Genomic DNA, 20,114 nt, shown 5'->3' with positions numbered 1-20,114 from the left:
GTGCAGGAGCGTCATGAGCAGAACCGTCCAACTCGCCGTCATCCCCGGGGACGGAATCGGTCCGGAGGTGATCGCGGAGGCGGTCAAGGTGCTCGACGCGGTCACCGCGGGCAGCGAGCTCGCGTTCGAGAAGACGCATTTCTCGCTCGGCGCCGACCGCTACCTGGCGAGCGGCGACGTGCTCACCGACGACGACCTCGCGGCGATCGCGGGACACGACGCCATCCTGCTCGGCGCGGTCGGCGGCAGGCCCGGCGATCCGCGGCTGGCCGGGGCGAACATCGAGCGCGGGCTGCTGCTGAAGCTGCGCTTCTCGCTCGACCACTACGTGAACCTGCGGCCGACGACCCTGTTCCCGGGCATCGCGAGCCCGCTGGCGAACCCCGGGGAGGTCGACTTCGTCGTCGTCCGCGAGGGCACGGAGGGCCCGTACGTCGGCAACGGCGGCGCGATCCGGCAGGGGACGCCGCACGAGATCGCCAACGAGGTCTCGGTGAACACCGCCTACGGTGTGGAGCGCGTCGTGCGTTTCGCGTTCGAGCAGGCCGAGCAGCGCCGCAAAAAGCTCACGCTGGTGCACAAGACCAACGTGCTCACCTTCGCGGGCGGGCTCTGGAAGCGCATCGTGGATGCCGTCGCGGCCGAGCATCCCGAGGTGGCCGTCGACTATCTCCACGTCGACGCGGCGACGATCTTCCTGGTCACGGATCCTGCTAGATTCGATGTGATCGTCACGGACAACCTCTTCGGCGACATCCTCACCGACCTCGCGGCCGCGATCAGCGGCGGCATCGGACTGGCCGCCTCGGGCAACATCAACCCCGCGGGCGAATTCCCGAGCATGTTCGAACCGGTTCACGGATCGGCCCCCGACATCGCCGGCCAGCAGAAGGCCGACCCCACCGCCGCGATCCTCTCCGTCGCGCTCCTCCTCCGCCACCTCGGCGCCCGGGAGCTCGCCGAGCGGGTCGAGCAGGCGGTGACGTCCGACCTCGCCGCCCGCAGCGGCGCCGCGCGCACGACCTCCGAAGTGGGCGACGCGATCGCGGCCCGCGTGACGCAGAATTGACGCATCGCACAAAAGGACACTCAATGACCTCCACCAGCATCAACCTCACCTCCGGACCCAGCGAGACGGCCGGCCTCCTCTGGAACGTCACGCGCAACGAGTCGTCGCGCAGCGCGGCCGAGCGCGAGGAGATCCTCGCGAACCCGGGCTTCGGGAACTACTTCACCGACCACATGGTCGACCTGTGCTGGTCGGCCAAGGGCGGCTGGCACCGGCCGCGGGTCTCCCCGTACGGCCCCATCCAGCTCGAGCCGTCCGCCGCGGTGCTGCACTACGCGCAGGAGATCTTCGAGGGCCTCAAGGCCTACCGGCACGAGGACGGCTCGATCTGGAGCTTCCGCCCGGAGGCCAACGCGGCCCGCATGCAGCGCTCCGCCTACCGCCTGGCGCTGCCCGAGCTGCCGGTCGAGCACTTCCTCGACGCGCTCAAGCAGCTCGTCGCGGTCGACGGCGACTGGGTGCCCAACCGTGAGGAGACCAGCCTCTACCTGCGTCCGTTCATGTTCGCCAAGGAGGCGTTCCTGGGTGTGCGCCCGGCCAACAAGGTGGCCTTCTACCTGATCGCGTCCCCGGCGGGCGCGTACTTCCCGAGCGGTGTCGCGCCGGTGTCCATCTGGCTGTCCGACCACTGGTCGCGTGCCGGCAAGGGCGGAACGGGCGCGGCGAAGACCGGCGGCAACTACGCGTCGAGCCTCCTCCCGCAGGCCGAGGCCTACGAGCACGGCTGCGCGCAGGTGCTGTTCCTCGACTCCGTGGAGGGGAAGTACATCGAGGAGCTCGGCGGCATGAACGTCGTGCTCGTCTACAAGGACGGCACCCTCGTGACGCCCGAGTCGGACAGCGTCCTCGAGGGCATCACGCTGGACTCGGTGCTGCAGCTCGCGCGCGACCGCGGCCACTCGGTGGAGCGTCGCCGCGTGACGATCGACGAGTGGCGCGACGGTGTGGAGTCCGGCGACATCGTCGAGGTCTTCGCGTGCGGGACCGCCGCGGTCATCACGCCGATCGGCGAGCTGAAGTCCGACACGTTCACGGTCGGGGACATCACGGCGCCTCCCGGGGAGCTGACGATGTCGCTGCGCAAGGAGCTGACCGACATCCAGTACGGCCGCGAGCACGACCGCCACAACTGGATGGTGCGCCTCGACGCGTAAGGCGCGTCTCGTCGCCCCCGTGCCGCGATTTGTCACGAATCGCGGCACCGGGGCCTCACGACATTCGTGACGAATCGCGCGAATGAGGCGACTTTTCCCTACATTCGTGACGAATGGTGCGGGGCGAGCGCGGCGAGGACGCGGTCGACGTCGGCGTCGGTGTTCCAGAGGTGGAAGGCGACGCGCGCGCGCCCGGCGCGGCCGGAGGCCCGCAGGCCGGCGGCGGTGAGCGCAGCGAGGTCGGCGCCCTCCGGGTCCGGCCAGCTCAGGATGGCGCGGCCGCGCACCGGAGCGCCGAGCGCGTCGGCGAGCCCGAGCGCCTCCGCCAGCCGGTCGCCCAGCCCGGTCGCGTGAGCGTGGACCGCGACGCGGTCGAGCGAGGCGAAGAACTCCAGCGCCGCCGCCGTGCCCGGCCACACCGGCCAGGCGGGGGAGACGTCGAAGCGGCGCGCCGAAGAGGCGGGCTCCCGGAGCGGTCCGTAGCAGGAGCTCCACGGGTCCTCTCCCGCATACCAGCCGGCGTGCACGGGATTGAGCGCATCCCGCAGTCCGGGCTTCACTGTCAGGAAGGCGCTGCCGCGCGGCGCGCACAGCCACTTGTAGGCGTGCGTGATGGTGAGGTCGAACCGGGAGGCGTCCACCGGGAGCCAGCCGAGCGCCTGGGTGAGGTCGGCGAGGCTCAGCGTGCCCGTTCGGGCGCAGGCGTCGAGGATCGCGCCGGCGTCGGCGTGTTCGCCGGTCGCGGACTGCACGACGGAGAAGGCGACGAGCCAGGTGTCGCCGTCGATGGCGTCCGCGAGGTCGGCCAATGGGACCTCCCGCACCCGCACGCCGCGGTGCGCCTGCGCCTGGAAGGGCGCGACGACCGAGGCGAAGTCGCCCTCCGGGCAGGCCACGACGGCCCCGTCCGGCGCCGACGCCGCGACGAGGGAGGCCAGCACCGAAGCCTGCGACCCGATCGCCACATCGTCCACGGTCACGCCCGCCAGCCGGGCGAACGCGGAGCGAGCGCGTGCGATCGCGGCGTCGTAGTCGCCCGGAGTGGCCTCGCCGCGCGCCCAGCGGTCCAGGTCGGCGCGGGTCGCCTCGACCGTGGCGTGCGTGGGCAGGCCCTGCGTGCACGCGGCGAGGTAGCCGGCGCCGGCGGCGAAGGCGTTGTGGAAGTCCGGCGTCGGCCGGGTGGCGGCGAGGGTGCGCGTCTCGGGCATGACCTCCATCCTGAGCGACCCTCACACATCACACCAGAACAGGTGTTGAATCGCATCGATCACCCAGCGTTATGATTCGTTCATGCTGCTCGACGACCTCGACTCCCACAGCCTCCGCGTGGTGCGGGCGATCGCCGACCACGGCTCCATCACCCGCGCCGCCGAGTCGCTGGGCTACAGCCAGCCCGCGATCAGCCAGCACCTGCGCCGCCTGGAGGGTCGCATCGGGATGCCGCTGGTCGCGCGCGCCGGCCGCGGCGTCCGGCTCACCGAGGCGGGTCGTGTCCTCGCGCGGCACGCCCGCGCCGTGACCACTGCGCTCGACGCGGCCGCCGGCGAGCTCGCCGACCTGCGCGGCCTCCGCACCGGCCGGGTGCGGCTGGCGGGCTTCCCGTCGGCGTCGTCCTCGCTCGTCCCGCGCCTGCTCAACACGATGGAGACCGCGCATCCGGGCGTCCGCATCACCTACCTGGAGGCCGAGCCTCCGGAAGCCGTCGCGGCCGTCCGCGATCAGGCCGCCGACCTCGCCATCACCTTCAGCTACCCGGGCGATCGCGTCGACCCGCACCGCGAGAGCGCGCGCGGCCTCGCCGTCGTACCGCTCTGGAAGGACGAGATGCTGGTCGCCCTGCGCGCCGACCATCCCCTCGCCGCGGGCAAACGCGTCGACCTCGCCGAGCTGGCGACGGCCTCCTGGATCGGCGGCTGCCCGCGCTGCCGCGGCCACCTCCTCGAGCTCACCGACGCCTGCGGCTACGCACCGCGCATCGCTTACGAGACCGACAACTTCATCGCCGTGCTGCGGATGGTCGCCGAGGGCGTCGGCGTCGCCCTGCTGCCCGCGCTCGCGGTCGGCTCGGCGGGAGCGGTGGAGGGCGTGGTGCTGCGGCCGACCGCGAACCGCGACCACCGCACCATCAACCTCGTGGCTGCCGCGGGTTCCGACGCGGTCCCGGCCATCGCCGCCACGGCGGACGCGCTTCTGGCCCTCGACGGTGCGCCCTGGGGGCTGACTCCCGGCTCGCGCGAGCCGGCTCCTGTCGGCTGACGCGCTGTTGCCCGAGCCGGCGCGACGCGGAACAATGGCCGCAGTCGCCTCGGATTCGCCGGAGGGGTGGACATGGTCGCGTCAGGCTTTCAGACCTACCGCTCGGCTGACGTCGACGAGGCGGTCGAGATCTCCGCCCGCCTGCTGGGCTACGAACACCGGGTGACCCCGGTGCGCGTCGACGCCCCGTTCGCCTGGAAAGTCTCCGGCTTCCAGCTCGGGAGCGTCAGCCTGGTCCGGATGGCGTACGGCGCCGAGGTCGACGTCGAGATGCGATCCCACAGCGATGCCTACGGAATCAGCGCGCCGAGCGCCGGTCTGTTGAATCTGAGGACCGGCCGGCGGGAGGTCGTGGCCAGTCCGGAGCACGCCGCGGTTGCGGGCCCGGACGTGGAGTCGACCATCTCGGGCTTCGAGCACCCCCGCGACCGGCTGACGATGGTCCGCATCGACCGGCGGACGCTGGAACGGGAGCTCGGGCGGATCATCGGCGACGAGGTGACGACGCCGATCGACTTCGCTCCGCTCGTCGACCTCAGAGCGGGCCGAGCCGCCGAGTGGTGGCGGATCGTCCAGGCCCTCTACGGCTCGGCTCGCGGTCCGGACGGGTTGGCCGGCAACCCACTGCTGTCGGCGCACCTCGCCAGCATGGTCATGACCGGCTTGTTCCTCGCGACCGAGCACCGCTACCGGGGCGCGCTCGAACGTGACAGGAGTCAGGTCGTCCCCGCTGTGATCCGGCGAGCGATGGACTTCATCGAGGAGAACGCCGGGCTGCCGATCAGCATCCCCGATGTGGCCGCCGCCGTCGGGGCCAGCGCCCGCACGCTGCGACGCGGGTTCGTCGCCCACGCGGGCACCACCCCGCTGGTCTATCTCACCCGCGTGCGTCTCGAGAACGCGCACCGAGAGCTCCTACGTGCCAGCCCCGAGACCGCGAGCGTCTCCGCGATCGCCTCACGCTGGGGATTCTCCAACCTCGGCCGTTTCGCCGCCCGGTATCGAACCGTCTACGGGGTCCTTCCCGTGGAAGCGCTGCGACAGGGATAGGCGCGAACGCTGGCTACGATCGAGCCATGAATGCTCCTGCACCTGTCTTCGCCGTCGTCGGTCCCGGTGCCGTCGGCGGCTTGTTCGCCTGGCTGCTGAGCCGCGCCGGGCACGATGTCGTCGCGGTCGGCCGTCCCGCGACGGTCGAGGCGATCCGCGCGAACGGCATCGAGGTGCGCAGCGCCACCTTCGGCGACGGCGTCGAGCGGGTCTCTGCCGCCACCGAGGTCCCGCGGGGCGCGAGCGTCATCGTGGCGACCAAGGCCTACGGGCAGGAGGATGTCCTCCCCGGGATCGCGGCGGCGCAGCCGAGCGAGGTGGTGTCGTTCCTCAACGGTGTCGAGCACATGGGCCTGCTGCGGGAGGCGCTGCCCGGCGTGCCGGTGGCGGGCGCGTCCGTCGCGGTGTCCGCCCTGCGCGCCTCCACCACCGCGATCGATCACCGCAGCCCGTTCGTGAACATCGAGGCTCCGGAGGCCGCGGGCGATTTCGCCTCCATCCGCGCCCTCGCCGACGCCGGTCCGCGGGTGAAGGTCGGCGGAACGGAGGCCGAGGTGCTCTGGGCGAAGTTCCGGCTGCTGTCGGCGCTCGCGCTGCTGACCTCCTACTGGCGCCAGTCGGCCGGCCCGGCGCTCAGCGAGGACCCGGAACTGACCGAGGCGGTCGTCTCCGAGATCGTCGCCTGCTCGACGGCGGAGGGCGTCCCGACCTCCACGCTCGACCTGATCCGCGTGCTGCACAGCGTCCCCGGCGGGATGCGCACCTCCCTGCAGGAGGACCTCGCCGACGGCCACCTGAACGAGCTGGACGCGATCGGCGGCGCGCTGTTGCGCATCGGCGCCCGGCACGGTGTCCCCACACCGGCGGTCGCCCGGATCGTCGCGGCGCTAGGCTCGAACGCGTGAAGATCGCACGGTTCAGCCACACACGTCCCTCCGAGCAGACCCCGGTGATCGATTTCGGCATCGTCGACGACGACGCCCTGGTCGTCCTCGCCGGCGATCCGCTGTTCTCCGGCTTCGACACGACGGGGGAGCGCGTGCCGCTCGGCCAGGTCGGCTCGCTGCTGGCCCCGGTGATCCCGCGCTCGAAGGTCGTCGCGGTCGGCAAGAACTACCGCGACCACGCCGCCGAGATGGGCGGCGAGGCGGCGCCGGGCGAGCCGCTGCTGTTCCTCAAGCCGAACACGGCGGTGATCGGCCTCGGCGACGCGATCGTGCTGCCGCCGCAGTCGAAGCAGGTGGACTACGAGGGCGAGCTGGCGGTCGTGATCGGCAAGATCGCCCGCCACGTTCCCGCCGAGAAGGCCGCAGAGCACATCTTCGGCTACACGGTCGCGAACGATGTGACCGCCCGCGACCTCCAGAAGTCGGACGGCCAGTGGACGCGCGCGAAGGGCTTCGACACCTTCTGCCCGCTCGGCCCGGTCATCGAGACCGAGCTGGACCCGGAGGCCTTCCTCCGCACCCGCGTCAACGGCGAGCTGAAGCAGGAGGCGCGCATCTCCGAGATGGTGCACGACATCCCGTCGATCATCGCCTACGCGTCGAGCGTCTTCACCTTGCTGCCCGGTGACGTCATCCTCACCGGGACGCCGGCCGGCGTCGGGCCGATCGTCGCAGGCGACACCGTCGAGGTGGAGATCGAAGGCGTCGGTTCGCTGGTGAATCCGGTGCGCGCGCCCAAGTAGGATTTCCTCTGTATGTCTGACAATGCCTCGCACCCCTTCTCGACCGCGACCGGCGCGGATGTCCGCGTCCGGTTCTGCCCGTCGCCCACCGGCACCCCGCACGTCGGCCTGATCCGCACCGCCCTGTTCAACTGGGCGTACGCGCGGCACACCGGCGGCAAGCTGATCTTCCGCATCGAGGACACCGACGCCGCGCGCGACAGCGAGGAGTCGTACGCGATGATCCTCGACGCGCTGCGCTGGCTGCGCCTCGACTGGGACGAGGGCATCGACGCCGGCGGCCCGAACGAGCCGTACCGGCAGTCGCAGCGGTACGACATCTACCGCGAACTGATCGAGCGGCTGAAGGCCTCCGGCCACATCTACGAGAGCTTCGCCACCGGCGAGGAGATCGAGGCGCGCAACGTCTCGCTCGGCCGCGACCCGAAGCTCGGCTACGACAACTTCGAGCGCGACCTCACCGAGGATCAGAAGGCCGCCTACCGTGCCGAGGGCCGCGAGCCCGCGCTGCGCCTGCGGGTGCCGGACGACGACCTCAGCTTCGACGACCTGGTGCGCGGCGAGATCACCTTCCCGGCCGGATCGTTCAGCGACTTCGTCGTCGTGCGCCCGAACGGCCACCCGCTGTACACGTTCGTGAACCCCGTGGACGACGCCCTCATGGGCGTGACGCATGTGCTCCGCGGCGAGGACCTGCTGTCGTCGACCCCGCGTCAGATCGCGCTGTACCACGCGCTCATCGACGCCGGCGTGACGACCTTCGTGCCGCGGTTCGGCCACCTCCCGTACGTGATGGGCGAGAGCAACAAGAAGCTCTCCAAGCGCGACCCGGAGTCGAACCTCTTCCACCACCGCGACCGCGGGTTCGTCCCGGAGGGGCTGGTCAACTATCTGGCGCTCCTCGGCTGGTCGCTCACGCACGACCGCGACGTGTTCTCGGTCGACGAGCTGGTCGCCGCGTTCGATGTCGCCGACGTGAACCCGAACCCGGCCCGCTTCGACCAGAAGAAGGCCGAGTCGATCAACGGCGACCACATCCGGCTGCTGGAGGTCGGGGACTTCGCCGAGCGCACCATCCCGTACCTGGTCGCCGCCGGTGTGCTGACCGAGCCGCTGACGGACGCCCAGCGCGCGGTGCTGGCGGAGGCCGCGCCGCTCGTTCAGGAGCGTGTGCAGCTCCTCGGCGAGACGCCGGGGATGCTCGGGTTCCTGTTCACGGACGCCGAGTCGCTGACGATCGAGGACGACGCCCGCGCTTCGCTGCCCGACAACGCGGGCGAGGTGCTCGCCGCGTCGTTCGGCGCGCTCGAGGTGCTGCCGGAGTCGGAGTGGACGCACGACGCGATCGAGGGCGCACTGCGGGACGCCCTGGTGGAGGCCCTCGGGCTCAAGCCGCGCGTCGCCTTCGGACCGCTGCGTGTGGCCGTCTCGGGCCGCCGGGTGTCGCCTCCGCTGTTCGAGTCGATGGAGATCCTCGGCAAGGCCGAGTCGCTCGCCCGGCTGGGCGCGCTGTCGGCGAGCCTGAACTAGGTCCCGCCGTGGGGGTCAGCGCTGAAGTCATCGTCGTCGGGGGCGGCCCGGCCGGCCTCAGCGCCGCGCTGAATCTGGCGCGCGCCCGCCGGCGGGTGCTCGTTGTGGACGGCAACCGGCCGCGGCACGCTGCGACGCTGCAGGCGCACGGCTTCCTCAGCCGCGACGGTGTGCCGCCCGCAGAGCTGCGCCGCCTCGGCCGCGAGGAGGTCTCCGGCTACGACGAGGCGGACATCGTGTTCGCGCAGGTGGGCTCGGTGACCGTGGACGCGGACGGGTTCCGCGTGCGGGGAACGGGCGTGCGCGGCGGCGCCGACGTGGACGCCGTGTCGCAGACCGTCGTGATCGCGACCGGCGTGACCGAGACGATGCCCGCCCTGCCGAGCTTGCGCGCCTTCTACGGCACCCAGCTCCACAGTTGCCTCGAGTGCGACGGCTTCGAGAAGGCCGGCGAACCGCTCGCCCTGATCGGGGAGACGGCGGACCTGGCCGAGCGGGCGCTGCTGCTCACGCAGTGGACGGACGACCTGATCGTCTTCACCAACGGCGTCGCGCCGATCGGTGCCGACGAGGAGCGCTCGCTCGCGCGACTCGGCGTGGGCGTCGAGCGGCGTCCGATCGAGGACGTCGTCGGGGAGAAGGGCGTCATGACCGGCGTCCGGCTCGCCGACGGGACCGTGGTGCCGCGCGCGGGCGGGTTCGTTCGGCCGGTGTGGACTCCCGCGCTGGCGTTCGCGGACGCACTCGACCTCGACCGCGACAGCGACGGGTATCTCGTGACGGACGTGCACGGCCGCACGTCGCTGCCGGGGGTGTACGCGGCGGGGGAGACCACCGCGCCGGGTCCGCAGCAGCTCATCGTGGCGGCGGGGTCGGGCGCCGTCGTGGCCGCCGCCGTGAACCGCGACCTGATCGGGATCGCCGTCGATGAGGGCGCCGTCCTCTAGCCGCGTGCGACATTCGTCACGAATCGCGTGTTTCGGCGCGCCATTCGCGACATTCGTCACGAATCGCGTGCGCTCGATTCACTCGTCGGGGGCGGCTTTGTAGCGCTCCAGCATGGCGGCGAAGGCCTCCAGGTCCGATTCGCCGTCGCGGCCCGAACGGCGGGGCCGGGCGACGGCTCGCCCGGCCCTCCCGCGTTTTGTGGAAGCGGAGGAGCATAGGCTATTGTTGTATCTCGTGCCCGGACCGCAGTCCGAAGCCCTTGGGGTATGGTGTAATTGGCAACACGGCTGATTCTGGTTCAGTTGTTCTTGGTTCGAGTCCAGGTACCCCAGCAGGAAGTGACGTGAAGAAGGCCCGGAGATCCGGGCCTTTTTCGTAGTTGACCGGCGGTTTCATGCGGCTTTGCGCAGGCTCGGCTTCGGCGTGTCGACCACTAGCGGAGTCACTGGTCGTCACCGCAAGTCACTCCATATCGCTCCAGTTTTCTACGACTTTTCTGCAGCTTTGAGACCGTCGGATACAGCAGAAACGCCCCCGCCTTGAGTCGGCGGGGGCGTTCGGACGTTCTGGCGTCAGCGGAGCTTGCTGGTGACGCTCGTTACGTCTGGCGCGAGCTGGACCCTCTCGATGTATGACTCCCGGGTTGTAGCGACCGAGGCGTGCCCGAGCACCGCTGCAGCTGCATCTTCGCCCTGTGCCAGTGCGACGGCGTTGCCAACCGTTCTGCGCATCGTGTGGGTGGAAAGCCAACCTTCGAAGTCGGTGCCCTCGATGACGTCGCGGAGGGTGCGCCGCACGTTGTTGAGGTTGAGAGGGGTGCCTGTGTCGGTGGTGAACAGGAGTCCACTCTCGACGGCAGTGACACGTCGCATGAGGACGCGGGCTGCCCATTCGTCAGCCCACACCAGGCGTATCTGGTGCGTCTTGTTGTGCTCTTGGACGATGTATCGACCGGGCTTCTCGTAGACCGCCCGCTTGCGCCCGGGCATTGAAGTCTTTTTCCCCCTCGCCGCTAGATAGACGACTGCGCTGTGGACCCTTACCTGGACGCGGCCGTCATCGTGGAGGACGACGTCTTCAGCACGGAAGGCTGCGACCTCGCTCACTCTGAGGCCGGTGCCGAGTTGGACCGTCAGCACGTCTTCGAGCACGTCGTGTGCTCGGCGGGACGTGGGGCCGCTGCGCGGTCGCTGGCGGTCGCGCTCCAGCATCTCGAACAGCGTGTTCACCGACGCCGCGGTGAGTGCGCGTACGTCTCCGCGACGACGGCTGAGCCGCTTCGGGAGGCCGGACGCCCAATTGTCGTGAATCGCACGGCCTCCTTTCGTGTGCATGGCGCGGATGATTGTGCGGCAGCTTCGGGCTTCACTCGGGTGCTGCGAGTTGAGCTCCGTCAGGAATTCTCCGAGCAGGTGACCGTCGACCTCGTCTAAGCGCAAAGCGCCGAGAGCCGGGATGATGTGGTTGCGAATTGATGCCCGGTACCGGCTCAGTGTCTGTGTCGCCAGGTCAGTGCGTCCATCGTATTCTGCGAGCACCAGCTCTGCGAGTTCACGAATCGTGGATTCGCTTTTCAGCATCGATGTGTTGCCGCCGGACCGACGTGCGCTGATCTTCTGGGCCGCAGCGAGGCGCACTTTGTCTGCCGCCGCACGAGAGGCTGCCGTCCGCTGGATCCGGTGGGTAGTTCCCCACTGGTCGCGGTAGGCACCGCTCACGCGGACCCGACCGTCGGCGAGGGTCTCGTACGTGAGCTTGCCCCACGCACCCAGCGACGTGCGCGGCCGACCGGTCATCGGTTGCCCCGCCTCGGGCCGAAGAAGGCGATGACGTCGTTTGGTCGCCACCGGCGCGAGCGTCCGATGTTGTTCACGGGCGCGGGCAGCTGGCCGCGCGAGGACATGTTTCGGACGGTGCCGATCGCGACCTGCAGGTAATCGGCGATGTCCTCCATCGTCCAGAGCCGATCGACCCGCAGGGTCTTCTTGGCTGTCTTGTCGCCCATGTTGCTCTTTCTCCCGCCTGCGTCGGTCGCCCCCGAGGCGGGCGAGGCGACCGTTGAGCACGATGCTCTGAACGGAAGCGATCATCGGAGATCACTGCCGCTCACTATCTGCTATGCGCGGAGGCAGCGGTTTGCCTGGGGTTTGGAGGGGTATCGCCTCCCCCAGTTCGGGGGACATGTGACGCGTCTTGAGATAGCGCACTGGGCCGCGGCCGCGGCCAGCACCCGCACCGCCGCCGTACAGGTGACGAAGTGGATTTCCCGGCCCTGGAGCCTGCTGCGGCTGCGGGACCCCTGGCCGGGCGCCGACCACATCTTCAGCGCGGGGGACAAAGCGTCCTCCGCTAGCTGAAGGAGACCACCATGCAGTTTCTCGACCGCCTTGCCCGAGACATCCGGGCGCGGCTCCGCAACCAGAAAGCCCGCCTGCGCGCCGAGAACGGCGTCGTCGACCTCGCCTCGATCATGGTCGGCATCCTCGTCCTCGGGATCGTTGCCGGGGTCATCGCCGCATCGCTGTTCGGAGTCATCCCGTGGTCGCAGGACCAAGCGGCGGTCCAGAGCCTGAATTCGGTCAAGACTGCTGAGGCTGCCTACCGGGTGCAGGCCTCCGACCTCACCTACGGCGACGGCAATGCCCTCACCGCCGCGAACCTGCTCACGAAGAAGGTGGAGCTGTCCGTTACAACTGGCAACTCTGGCCAGTGCTGGGTCGCCGCGATCCGGTCTGACGCTGGAAACGTGTTCTGGATCGACTCGTCGATGGCGGTGGCGAAGCCGCTGACGGCCGGTGACATGTCCAGCTGCGCGGACCTTTCCACGCTCGCCCCATTGCCTGCCGCGCCTGTCGTGATGGTCCACGACGCCGGCGAACTCTCGGACGCGTTCGCCAACAGTGCCGACGGGACCATCGTTCGCGCGGCCAACGACATCACGGTCACCCCGGGTGGCGACTACCTCACCACCTCGCACCAGGTCTCCCTCGACAGCGCCGGCCACACAATCACCCTCTCGGGCTACTCCGATACAGCGACAAATCAGGATCACCCGGCCGTCGAGGCTACCAAGGGTGGTGTTGTCACCTTCATCTCCTCCGCGCCGGGCGGCGTCCTGAACGTCGACAACTCCGACTTCAACACTGCGTACACCGCCGCGGGTATCGGAGCTGTCGCGTCAGACGACGCAGGGAAGTTCATCTTCCAGTCGGGCACCATCAACGTGACCACGAACGGCATGGGCGTCGGCATCGGTGTCGAACGGCCGAGCAGCGATGGTTCCGCTGTCGCACCACACCAAGGCGCTGTCTTCGAGTACGCAGGCGCAACCGTCAAGGTCACGCTGCAGAACCCGGACGACACCGGCAACATGCCTAACGAGGCACAGATCGGCGGCACGCTCAGCGAGGGCGTCGACGTCATCTTCAGCGGCGGCGACGTCTCGGCAATTTCGTACTGGTGGATGTCCGCCATCCAGCTCGGGCAGAACGGGACGGTCACGTTCAGCGGTGGTCACGTGCACCCGCTCGTGAAGCAGAGCGACGGCTGGGGCTCCAACGGAGCACCGGCGATCTGCGTCGGCGCGACCCCAGACGACCACCCCGACCTGGTCCCGCTGACGATCAGCGGGGGCATCATCACCGCCGAAACCGCATTCGAGGCGGACGGCAACTCTGGACCCGCGATCGGCGCCGGCGGTCACTGCCAGTCCAACAACCCGTCCAAGATCGTGCTCAGCGGTGGAGACCTCACTACCATCTCGGGCCCCCACCTCGACGGCGGTCTCACGGACCTGACGTCCCAGGGTCTGCCCGGATTCGCGTCCGGCTCCTACGCCTATGACGTCACACTCGGCCACACCACCATCAACGGCGTGGCCCACTAAGCACCAAACCGAAACGGGCCGCCTCCTCCACGGAGGCGGCCCGCTTCCGTTTGCACCTGGCCTCTGCTTCCGCGCATAGGTAGTGGGTACGATCTCAAGGAGACCGCCAGCTGCAGAACAGAGGACCCGATGAGCACGCTTGACGCACGGCCTGCCGCTGCCGCCGCGGCCGACAGGCTCCTCGACCTGTTCGGGGAGGTGACACTGGCCCTCCGCGAACGACGCGATGTCGACAGTGACGAGGGCCGTCGTGTGTTCGTCCACGATGTCGTCGCCGCACACACCTACTACCAGTCGACGGTCAATGATGCCCTCCCGCGGCACGAGGCAGCCCCCATCGAGACCGCGGAGGGAAGGATGCGAGCACTTCTCGCGGCTCTCCATGAGGGTGACGTCGACGTCGCCGCGTTCCTCAGCGAGGGCCGCTGATGAGCCTTGAGCGCGTGGTCATGACCGCGGAACCAGAGTCGATCCCGGTCGACCTGGATGTCCTCCTCGACGCCTGGGGCGATCTCTGTGGCTCCTTCGAAGAACACGCCGCCGCCGGCCGCATCAGCCCGGAAGAAGCGTTACAGCTAACGGCTGCGACACACGCCTGGCAGCGCAGCATTCCGCGGGACGACCCCGAGGCGATGCGCGCCGCCGCGCTCCGGCTGGAGCAACTCCTCGCCGAGCTGCGCACAAACTCCGACGTCGACGTCAGCGTCTTCCTCGGGGACCGGCCCTCTGATGGCTGAGCGAAAGCGGTGGCTTGAGGGCGATGCACTGGAGGCCCGCGTGTCGGAGATAGAGAGATCCGCGGAGCTGGCCTGCCACAGCCCCAATCCGGATGCAATCGATCGCGCGCGTCGAATACTCACCGAAGAGATCACGTTGGAGGAAGCGTCCGCGGAGATCCACAGGAAATACGAGCTGGCGGAGGAGCCCGAATTGTGAGCCTCACGACGCGCACAGAGGATGACGTTCGAGCTGCCGCAGCCCGGCTGCGCGCCGCTGCGGATACGGCGATCGAGCGGATCCGTGACAGCGGCCGCCCGAACGCCGACGATGAGATCACTGCCGTGCGTGACTATGTCGTTGCGGTACCGGAGGAGTGGCATGCCGTGGCCGTCGCTACGGCGCGCGTTCACGACGTAATCTCGTCGCTTCGTTACCCGAGCCCTCCCCGGAACTTGGCGGCGGTTCTTGGGGACCCGCCGCCGGCTGGCCTTCCGGAACCTTGGTCACTGACTTACGTGCGACCACGTCCGAGCGCGGAAGAGCTCTCCCGCCTCGATGTCCTCGTCGTGCTGGATATTGACGGTGTCGTGCTGCGCCAGCCGCCCCGGGCTGGGGTGAAGCACCGGCAACTCGAGGACGACGCCGGCCGCGTCTACGACCTGGACATCGTCGAGCGTGTTGTGGAACTCAGCGACATCCTCTACCAGGATGGCGTCGAATTTTGTTGGTCGTCATCGTGGGGCGCGCGGCCACGCGAGCTGGATCAGCTCCTGCAGAGGCTGCCGGATGACAGCCTGAACGGCGGATTTATCCTGGCCGGCCAACCTGCGGCCGGCGGCCTGGCCCGGTGGAAGCTGGACGCAGTCCGCAAAGTCGAAGCGGGACTGCCCAAGCACGTCGGGGTCGTTTGGATCGACGACCAACTTCACCCGCTGACCGCTCTCGACCCTGCTTGGGCCGCAGACTCCTCGCGCGATCGGTTGCTCATCGCTCCTCACGCTTCGTCCGGTCTTCTGCCCGGCCATCTGCGGCAGATCGAGGCATTCATCGACGGCCGCCGTGCTCGGGCGTGAGGCGCGCCGAGAATACCGGTGAGGTTCGCCAACATGCGTTAACGTCACATAACGCAAGTGGAAAGTGAACTCCGCGCATAGCTCCGGTATGACCCTCCTACCCAGCCCGGAACCGTCGGATGAGCTCGAGCGCTTCGAGCGCCTGCGCGCGCATCAAGAACACATCGCCGAGGACGTCGACGCCTCCCTGGCACCAGCAACCCGCCGCGCCTACCGGTCAGCTCTGAACAGTCTGCGCGCCTGGGCGGAGACGGAAGGCCTGGACTGGCTGGCGCCCGGAACCCTCGCAGCCTACCTGGGCGCTCTACGCCGACGCACCGACCCGAACACTCGCCGCACTGTTGGAGTCTCCCAGTCGTCGATCTCGCTCGTACTCGCTGCGGTTTCTACCTACGCGCGAGAGCAGCGGATCACCCCGTCGCCAACCGACGACCCCACCGTGCGACTCGCTGCTGCCGGCGTCCGGCGTAAACTCGCCGGCCGGCAGGTACAGAAGGCTCATCCGCTTCGCACCGAGGAGCTCCGACAGATCCTCGGGGCGATCGAGGACACACCCCGGGGGCACCGAGACGCCGCGCTGATCGTTCTGCTGTTCGCGGGGGCACTTCGCCGGAGCGAAGCCGCCGGCCTGCGCTATGGACAGATCACCACCTATCCCGGCCGAGGGCTGATTCTCCACTTACCCACGTCGAAAGGCGACCCGTTCGGCCGAGGGCAAGACGTGCCCGTCGTCTCCGGGCAGATGACCGATCCCGTAGCGATCCTCGAACGGTGGCTCGCGGACCGCACCACAGCGTCCGGCGCACTGATGCCGGATACCCCCGTTTTCGTCCGCTTCTACAAGGGCAGCGACCGCCAGGGCGACACACCCCTCTCCGGCGAGAGCGTAAATCAGATCTTCCACAACCGCTGCGACGCCGCCGGCCTCACCGCGCCGCGGCTCTCCTCACACTCCGGCCGGCGCGGGCACCTCACCGTCGCGGCCGAAGCCGGTGCGTCACTGGAAGAACTCATGGCTCAGGGTCGGCACACGAATCCGTCGACCACCCTGGGGTACGTCAGCGGCCGCGCACTGGACCGCTCAACAGGAAACGTCCTCGGGCTCTGAACAACGCACTCAGACCTCAGCGCGAGGACGGATCACGAATACTTTGCGACGGCTGACTGTCGGGCCGTCGGCGGCACCGGCGGTGTGCTGATCGATCCAGATCCGGCGGTGGTCGTCCTCTGACGGGTACCACTGGTTGCGCCAGTGCCCGCGGACCGTCCACTGGGTCTGCCGACGGACCGCATCGGCCGAAGACTCCGGCCGCCCCGAGGATGTGGCGGCACGCCGCAGGTAGACGATCTGGGTGTCGTCTTCGACCTTCGGCTCCGCTGGCGAGTTCCGCCTCCGTGTGCCTGCCGCGCCGCCCCTAGGCGGCTCAACGGGGATCGCGGCCACGAGGCCAGCAAGAAGCTGTGCGGCCGGGGCGGCGCCGATCTGGAACGAGCCGTTGTCGGACCGGAGGTCGTCTCGCACGACCGGGTCGAACCGGAGCTGCGGCTCGTTCGTTTCACCCGAGTCCTCATGCATCTCCAACTGTGCACGAGCGACCGCCAGTGACTGCTCGGTTGCCTCCCACCACAGCAGCCACTGCGGTGGATACCGGCGACCGGGAGCTCCGCAGATGACCGCCAAACCGACCGGCGCAGGCAGCTCGTCCAGATCGAGTGTCGCCGCGACTCGGCTGCCGTGCTCGATCGCAGAGGCGCCGGACGACGGAACGTAGAAGAGGTTCTCCGACTCCGCTGCCACCCGCAGGAGCGCTCGGACTGGCTGATGCCCGATCGCGCGAGCGCGGAACAGATCCGCGAGCTCAGGTAGCGAGGCCGGCAAGCGCGCCGTGAGCTCGGCGCCACGGGACGCGCTGCTGCCGAGACCGATCCGGCTCGTCCCGTCGTACCCCATCGCCTCCAACCGGGCGCGGAGTTTCCGCGCAACTGGCGGTTGGATCGAGCTCGACGGACCCTTCACGAACTCGCCCATCTCCTTGAGGGTCGCCAACGCGACCTTCGAGTCCACACCGAGCTCGAAGGCGATCTCGTGGACACGCGGCTTCGCTACCATCACGCCTCCTCTAATCGGATCGTATCCGGAGGCTCTGGCTGCGCGCGACTTTGGGCCGGCGGCTGCTCCATCTTGCTCGGCCGGACCAACTAAGCTCGTCGGCTGGCGCCTCCTCGCGGGCCACCGGCTCGTCTGATGCGGCGTCTGCGGCGCGATGGCGTGACGCTCGGATCGCTGCCGGCCAGCGGCCGCGGCGTTAGCGCGTCGGGTCTATGTTTCGGGGATCAACATCTTGTCCCACATTGAGCATCAGGAACCGATAAAGCCGCCAGCGGTGCCTGACCCATCTGACCCTAGGAACGGGTGGGAAGATGGACCCGATGAGTAGGTCGCAGAGTGTCGCAGTCTCTTAGAGCAACGCCTGGTGGCGACCCGGTCTTGGTCATTCGGCGCGGATTTACGCTGAGACAGTCAGCGGTTCGAATGTGCTACGAAATTCTGTCTCGACCCGTCGCAGGAACCATGTTTGCGTTGTCGGTCCTCATCTTGTTGGGGAGCGTGGTGGCGCTGGTTGTCGGTGAGCTCTTACCGCGTCCCGTGAGCCTGGTGATTGCTGCAGTCGGGGTCTGGTCGATCTGGTCACCAGTGAGAGCGACGTTCACTGCAGCGAAATCGCAGGCAGAGAGTTGGCGTGTGGGGGACACTGTGACTTCTGGAGCGACGGTAGATGAGTATTGGATTCGCACGCCGGCGGGCGAATGGCGGTACGACTGGGGCCGGTTGAAGCCTATGAGGCGCTTGTTCGGGTTCGTGATTGTCGAGGTGGACCAGAACCGGTTTTTTCACATAGCCATCCCAGGAGCCTTGTGGGTGGACAGGCCAGCACGGTAATGCAACGGCAACGTGTCTACTCAGGTCTCCACCCCGAGCGTGAACACGGTGGGCGGTCCGATGGGCTTTCAGCTGTCTTGTACTGGAACTTGACTGGTGCTCCGTGGGCGTACGTCGGCGACCGCTTTGGTGCGCACCGACCCGCAGGTCGCGGGCCGTGCAGCTCATGATCCGGAGATGGTGAGGACCGATGCCAATGCCAAACACGCCCCAGTCGAGCGACCGGATTCGAGAGGACATGCTGTTGTCGGCTTTGGGCAGCTGCCTGGCCGGCACCGTTGCGTGGAGCCCGCCGGACGCTGGTGATTGCCAACCGGCGGGATGTCGAGTTCACCGTCTCAGCAGGCGGGCAGCTTGATGGTCAATGCAGAGTCGCCGGCGAAGCGGCGTTGGAGCAGGTGGAATCTCACCTGGATTCTGGGTGGTGTAGTTGGTTGTGTCTACGGGGCAGCCGTCGTGTTCGGAGTGGTCACTCATCAGCCGACGCAATCTGTCCAGTCTGGTCCGACGATCACGGCCAAGCATGTTGCCGGCGGTGACTACCAGTTCGACATCCTCGATGGCCGTCATGCGAACACGATCGAGGTGAGTCACAAGGTGTACGACGAGTACAAGGTTGGGGACACCTACCTCCCGAGCAACTAGAGCGTGCTACCGGGCGGTTCACAAACAAGAGGGGGAGAAGTGTCCCAGTCTCAAGCCGATCTTGCCGCCGTCATCGTCTCGATCATCGCGCTCGTCGTGGCCGTGGTGGCAGCCGGCTTGACGGGATGGCAAGCGATCACGGCGCACTTGGTGCGCAACCGGCCGACTAAGGCCCGGTGGATGTTTGAATATCCAGCAGCTGGACGGAGCTACATCCCACAGCCGTGGACGCTGCACAACACTGGCGGCTCAATCGCCTCCGACATCACCGTGCGCCTCATCTACTCTGCCCGTGACGGTCACGAGGCGACCCACACGGATTTCACGATCAACGCGCCCATCGACCACGGGCAGTCGCGTCCGGTCCCCGGGACGGAGACTCGCGGCGATCCTCGACTGCAGATACACCAGGTCGGCAGCTCATATCAGCCCGTGGCGGCCGACACTGTTGCCGGCGCGTGGTATCCGATCGACGCGTTCGCGCGGGTCAGTTGGCGCGACTACCGAGGGAGAGGAAGGAAAGCGCGCGTCCGGCTGCGCTGAGCGCTCTGGTGCGCCCAGAGCCGGATGAGTCATCCTCCGGACCAATACCCCCGACGGTAAACAATGGGCGTGGTCACTTCCTTCTGTGAAGGGATGGTCAGATGCCCGGATTGGGTGAACAAAGCAAGTGAATGAAATCGCCGACCAACTCGCCAACGTCACCTCGGTCATCGTGATGACACTCAAGGAATTTGACGGAGTGAGTTTTGCGCAGCACGTCTATGAGCTGGTAGCGGACGGAGAAGAGGTAGTGCTCCGGGTCGATATGGATCCGAGCGGACTTTTCCGCGATTTCAAAGTTCGCATAGCGGTGGCACCCCCCGAACGCGCTGACGAAGCGTTTGGCGACGCCTGGGCGGAACTACTTTACGACCTGTCCGCATACACAGAGCCCCTGTTGCATATGGGTCGCGAACTGGCGTACCAACGCATCACTCGCGAAGGGCGTTTGGTGACCGTTGCGATTACGGACGGGTCTAACACGAAGGCCTACACTGTGAATCTGTCGGCCTTGGAGGTTGGCTATCCGGACGACTTTGCCACGGATTTTCTAACGACGTTCCCGGAATAGATGGTCTTACCCCGCCGTCCAAATGCCAGTAGATCAGG

The 20,114-nt window shown here is 68.2% G+C and carries 21 protein-coding genes and 1 tRNA gene; 18 read left to right on the top strand and 4 right to left on the bottom strand.

Annotated features, from left to right (window positions below; genetic code table 11):
* The first annotated feature begins 13 nt into the window (after nt 1-13).
* Together ACR5MH_RS06160 and ACR5MH_RS06155 are read left to right on the top strand one after the other, a co-directional pair.
* Nucleotides 14-1,069, top strand: coding sequence for a 3-isopropylmalate dehydrogenase (locus ACR5MH_RS06160; protein WP_433862405.1), 1,056 nt, complete (start codon nt 14-16; stop codon nt 1,067-1,069).
* A gap of 23 nt (nt 1,070-1,092) precedes the next feature.
* Nucleotides 1,093-2,223, top strand: coding sequence for a branched-chain amino acid aminotransferase (locus ACR5MH_RS06155; protein WP_431346143.1), 1,131 nt, complete (start codon nt 1,093-1,095; stop codon nt 2,221-2,223).
* 98 nt (nt 2,224-2,321) lie between these two features.
* On the opposite strand, the gene ACR5MH_RS06150 is transcribed toward ACR5MH_RS06155, so the two are convergent.
* Nucleotides 2,322-3,431, bottom strand: coding sequence for an aminotransferase class V-fold PLP-dependent enzyme (locus ACR5MH_RS06150; protein WP_431346144.1), 1,110 nt, complete (start codon nt 3,429-3,431; stop codon nt 2,322-2,324).
* 82 nt (nt 3,432-3,513) lie between these two features.
* Here ACR5MH_RS06150 and ACR5MH_RS06145 point away from each other — a divergent pair, with 82 nt between their 5' ends.
* The 7 genes from ACR5MH_RS06145 (at nt 3,514) to ACR5MH_RS06115 (ending at nt 10,029) form a co-directional block, all read left to right on the top strand.
* The gene (locus tag ACR5MH_RS06145; RefSeq protein WP_431346145.1) at nt 3,514-4,479 is read left to right on the top strand and encodes a LysR family transcriptional regulator; all 966 of its coding nucleotides are present in this window, start codon (nt 3,514-3,516) and stop codon (nt 4,477-4,479) included.
* A gap of 72 nt (nt 4,480-4,551) precedes the next feature.
* Nucleotides 4,552-5,529, top strand: coding sequence for an AraC family transcriptional regulator (locus tag ACR5MH_RS06140; RefSeq protein WP_431346146.1), 978 nt, complete (start codon nt 4,552-4,554; stop codon nt 5,527-5,529).
* Between the two features lie 26 nt (nt 5,530-5,555).
* Nucleotides 5,556-6,434 (top strand): ketopantoate reductase family protein, encoded by an 879-nt coding sequence (locus ACR5MH_RS06135; RefSeq protein ID WP_431346147.1) that lies wholly within the window; start codon nt 5,556-5,558, stop codon nt 6,432-6,434.
* The gene (locus tag ACR5MH_RS06130; RefSeq protein WP_431346148.1) at nt 6,431-7,219 is read left to right on the top strand and encodes a fumarylacetoacetate hydrolase family protein; all 789 of its coding nucleotides are present in this window, start codon (nt 6,431-6,433) and stop codon (nt 7,217-7,219) included. The genes ACR5MH_RS06135 and ACR5MH_RS06130 overlap by 4 nt, the downstream gene beginning before the upstream one ends.
* Nucleotides 7,220-7,231: 12 nt before the next feature.
* Entirely contained in the window at nt 7,232-8,749 is a 1,518-nt protein-coding gene (gene gltX, locus ACR5MH_RS06125; protein WP_431346149.1) for a glutamate--tRNA ligase, read from the top strand.
* A gap of 8 nt (nt 8,750-8,757) precedes the next feature.
* Nucleotides 8,758-9,696 (top strand): NAD(P)/FAD-dependent oxidoreductase, encoded by a 939-nt coding sequence (locus ACR5MH_RS06120; RefSeq protein ID WP_431346150.1) that lies wholly within the window; start codon nt 8,758-8,760, stop codon nt 9,694-9,696.
* Between the two features lie 261 nt (nt 9,697-9,957).
* Nucleotides 9,958-10,029, top strand: a tRNA-Gln gene (locus ACR5MH_RS06115).
* A gap of 240 nt (nt 10,030-10,269) precedes the next feature.
* Here ACR5MH_RS06115 and ACR5MH_RS06110 read toward each other — a convergent pair.
* Together ACR5MH_RS06110 and ACR5MH_RS06105 are read right to left on the bottom strand one after the other, a co-directional pair.
* Nucleotides 10,270-11,493, bottom strand: a complete 1,224-nt coding sequence (locus tag ACR5MH_RS06110) for a tyrosine-type recombinase/integrase (protein WP_431346151.1) — start codon at nt 11,491-11,493, stop codon at nt 10,270-10,272.
* A complete protein-coding gene (locus ACR5MH_RS06105; protein ID WP_431346152.1) occupies nt 11,490-11,702 on the bottom strand; it encodes a helix-turn-helix transcriptional regulator in 213 nt (70 codons plus the stop codon). The genes ACR5MH_RS06110 and ACR5MH_RS06105 overlap by 4 nt, the downstream gene beginning before the upstream one ends.
* A 363-nt stretch (nt 11,703-12,065) precedes the next feature.
* Here ACR5MH_RS06105 and ACR5MH_RS06100 point away from each other — a divergent pair, with 363 nt between their 5' ends.
* The 6 genes from ACR5MH_RS06100 (at nt 12,066) to ACR5MH_RS06075 (ending at nt 16,484) form a co-directional block, all read left to right on the top strand.
* On the top strand, nt 12,066-13,583 hold the full coding sequence (locus ACR5MH_RS06100; RefSeq protein ID WP_431346153.1) for a hypothetical protein: 1,518 nt from the start codon (nt 12,066-12,068) through the stop codon (nt 13,581-13,583).
* 129 nt (nt 13,584-13,712) lie between these two features.
* Nucleotides 13,713-14,012, top strand: a complete 300-nt coding sequence (locus ACR5MH_RS06095) for a hypothetical protein (protein WP_431346154.1) — start codon at nt 13,713-13,715, stop codon at nt 14,010-14,012.
* Nucleotides 14,012-14,320 carry a hypothetical protein gene (locus ACR5MH_RS06090; RefSeq protein ID WP_431346155.1) on the top strand — a complete coding sequence of 103 codons (309 nt, stop codon included), beginning with the start codon at nt 14,012-14,014 and terminating at the stop codon, nt 14,318-14,320. The genes ACR5MH_RS06095 and ACR5MH_RS06090 overlap by 1 nt, the downstream gene beginning before the upstream one ends.
* Entirely contained in the window at nt 14,313-14,519 is a 207-nt protein-coding gene (locus tag ACR5MH_RS06085) for a hypothetical protein (RefSeq protein ID WP_431346156.1), read from the top strand. The genes ACR5MH_RS06090 and ACR5MH_RS06085 overlap by 8 nt, the downstream gene beginning before the upstream one ends.
* Nucleotides 14,516-15,376: an HAD domain-containing protein gene (locus tag ACR5MH_RS06080; protein ID WP_431346157.1), complete on the top strand. Its 861-nt coding sequence runs from the start codon at nt 14,516-14,518 to the stop codon at nt 15,374-15,376. Before ACR5MH_RS06085 ends, ACR5MH_RS06080 begins: the two co-directional genes overlap by 4 nt.
* 88 nt (nt 15,377-15,464) lie before the next feature.
* Nucleotides 15,465-16,484, top strand: coding sequence for a tyrosine-type recombinase/integrase (locus ACR5MH_RS06075; RefSeq protein WP_431346158.1), 1,020 nt, complete (start codon nt 15,465-15,467; stop codon nt 16,482-16,484).
* A 9-nt stretch (nt 16,485-16,493) separates the two neighbouring features.
* Here ACR5MH_RS06075 and ACR5MH_RS06070 read toward each other — a convergent pair whose 3' ends face one another.
* A complete protein-coding gene (locus tag ACR5MH_RS06070) occupies nt 16,494-17,486 on the bottom strand; it encodes a translation initiation factor IF-2 N-terminal domain-containing protein (RefSeq protein ID WP_433862404.1) in 993 nt (330 codons plus the stop codon).
* A 1,296-nt stretch (nt 17,487-18,782) separates the two neighbouring features.
* On the opposite strand from ACR5MH_RS06070, the gene ACR5MH_RS06065 reads away from it, so the two are divergent.
* From ACR5MH_RS06065 to ACR5MH_RS06055, 3 genes are all read left to right on the top strand, one after another.
* Nucleotides 18,783-18,962, top strand: coding sequence for a hypothetical protein (locus ACR5MH_RS06065; protein WP_431346159.1), 180 nt, complete (start codon nt 18,783-18,785; stop codon nt 18,960-18,962).
* Nucleotides 18,963-19,001: 39 nt separating this feature from the next.
* A complete protein-coding gene (locus tag ACR5MH_RS06060; protein WP_431346160.1) occupies nt 19,002-19,505 on the top strand; it encodes a hypothetical protein in 504 nt (167 codons plus the stop codon).
* Nucleotides 19,506-19,632: 127 nt separating this feature from the next.
* Nucleotides 19,633-20,076 carry a hypothetical protein gene (locus ACR5MH_RS06055; RefSeq protein ID WP_433862403.1) on the top strand — a complete coding sequence of 148 codons (444 nt, stop codon included), beginning with the start codon at nt 19,633-19,635 and terminating at the stop codon, nt 20,074-20,076.
* The last annotated feature ends 38 nt before the right edge of the window (nt 20,077-20,114 follow it).

It is taken from the genome of Streptomyces sp. L7 (assembly GCF_050990935.1).
Lineage (GTDB): Bacteria > Actinomycetota > Actinomycetes > Actinomycetales > Microbacteriaceae > Leifsonia.
Note: the sequence above shows the minus strand (reverse complement) of the source record. Positions and strands in the feature narration are given on the sequence as shown.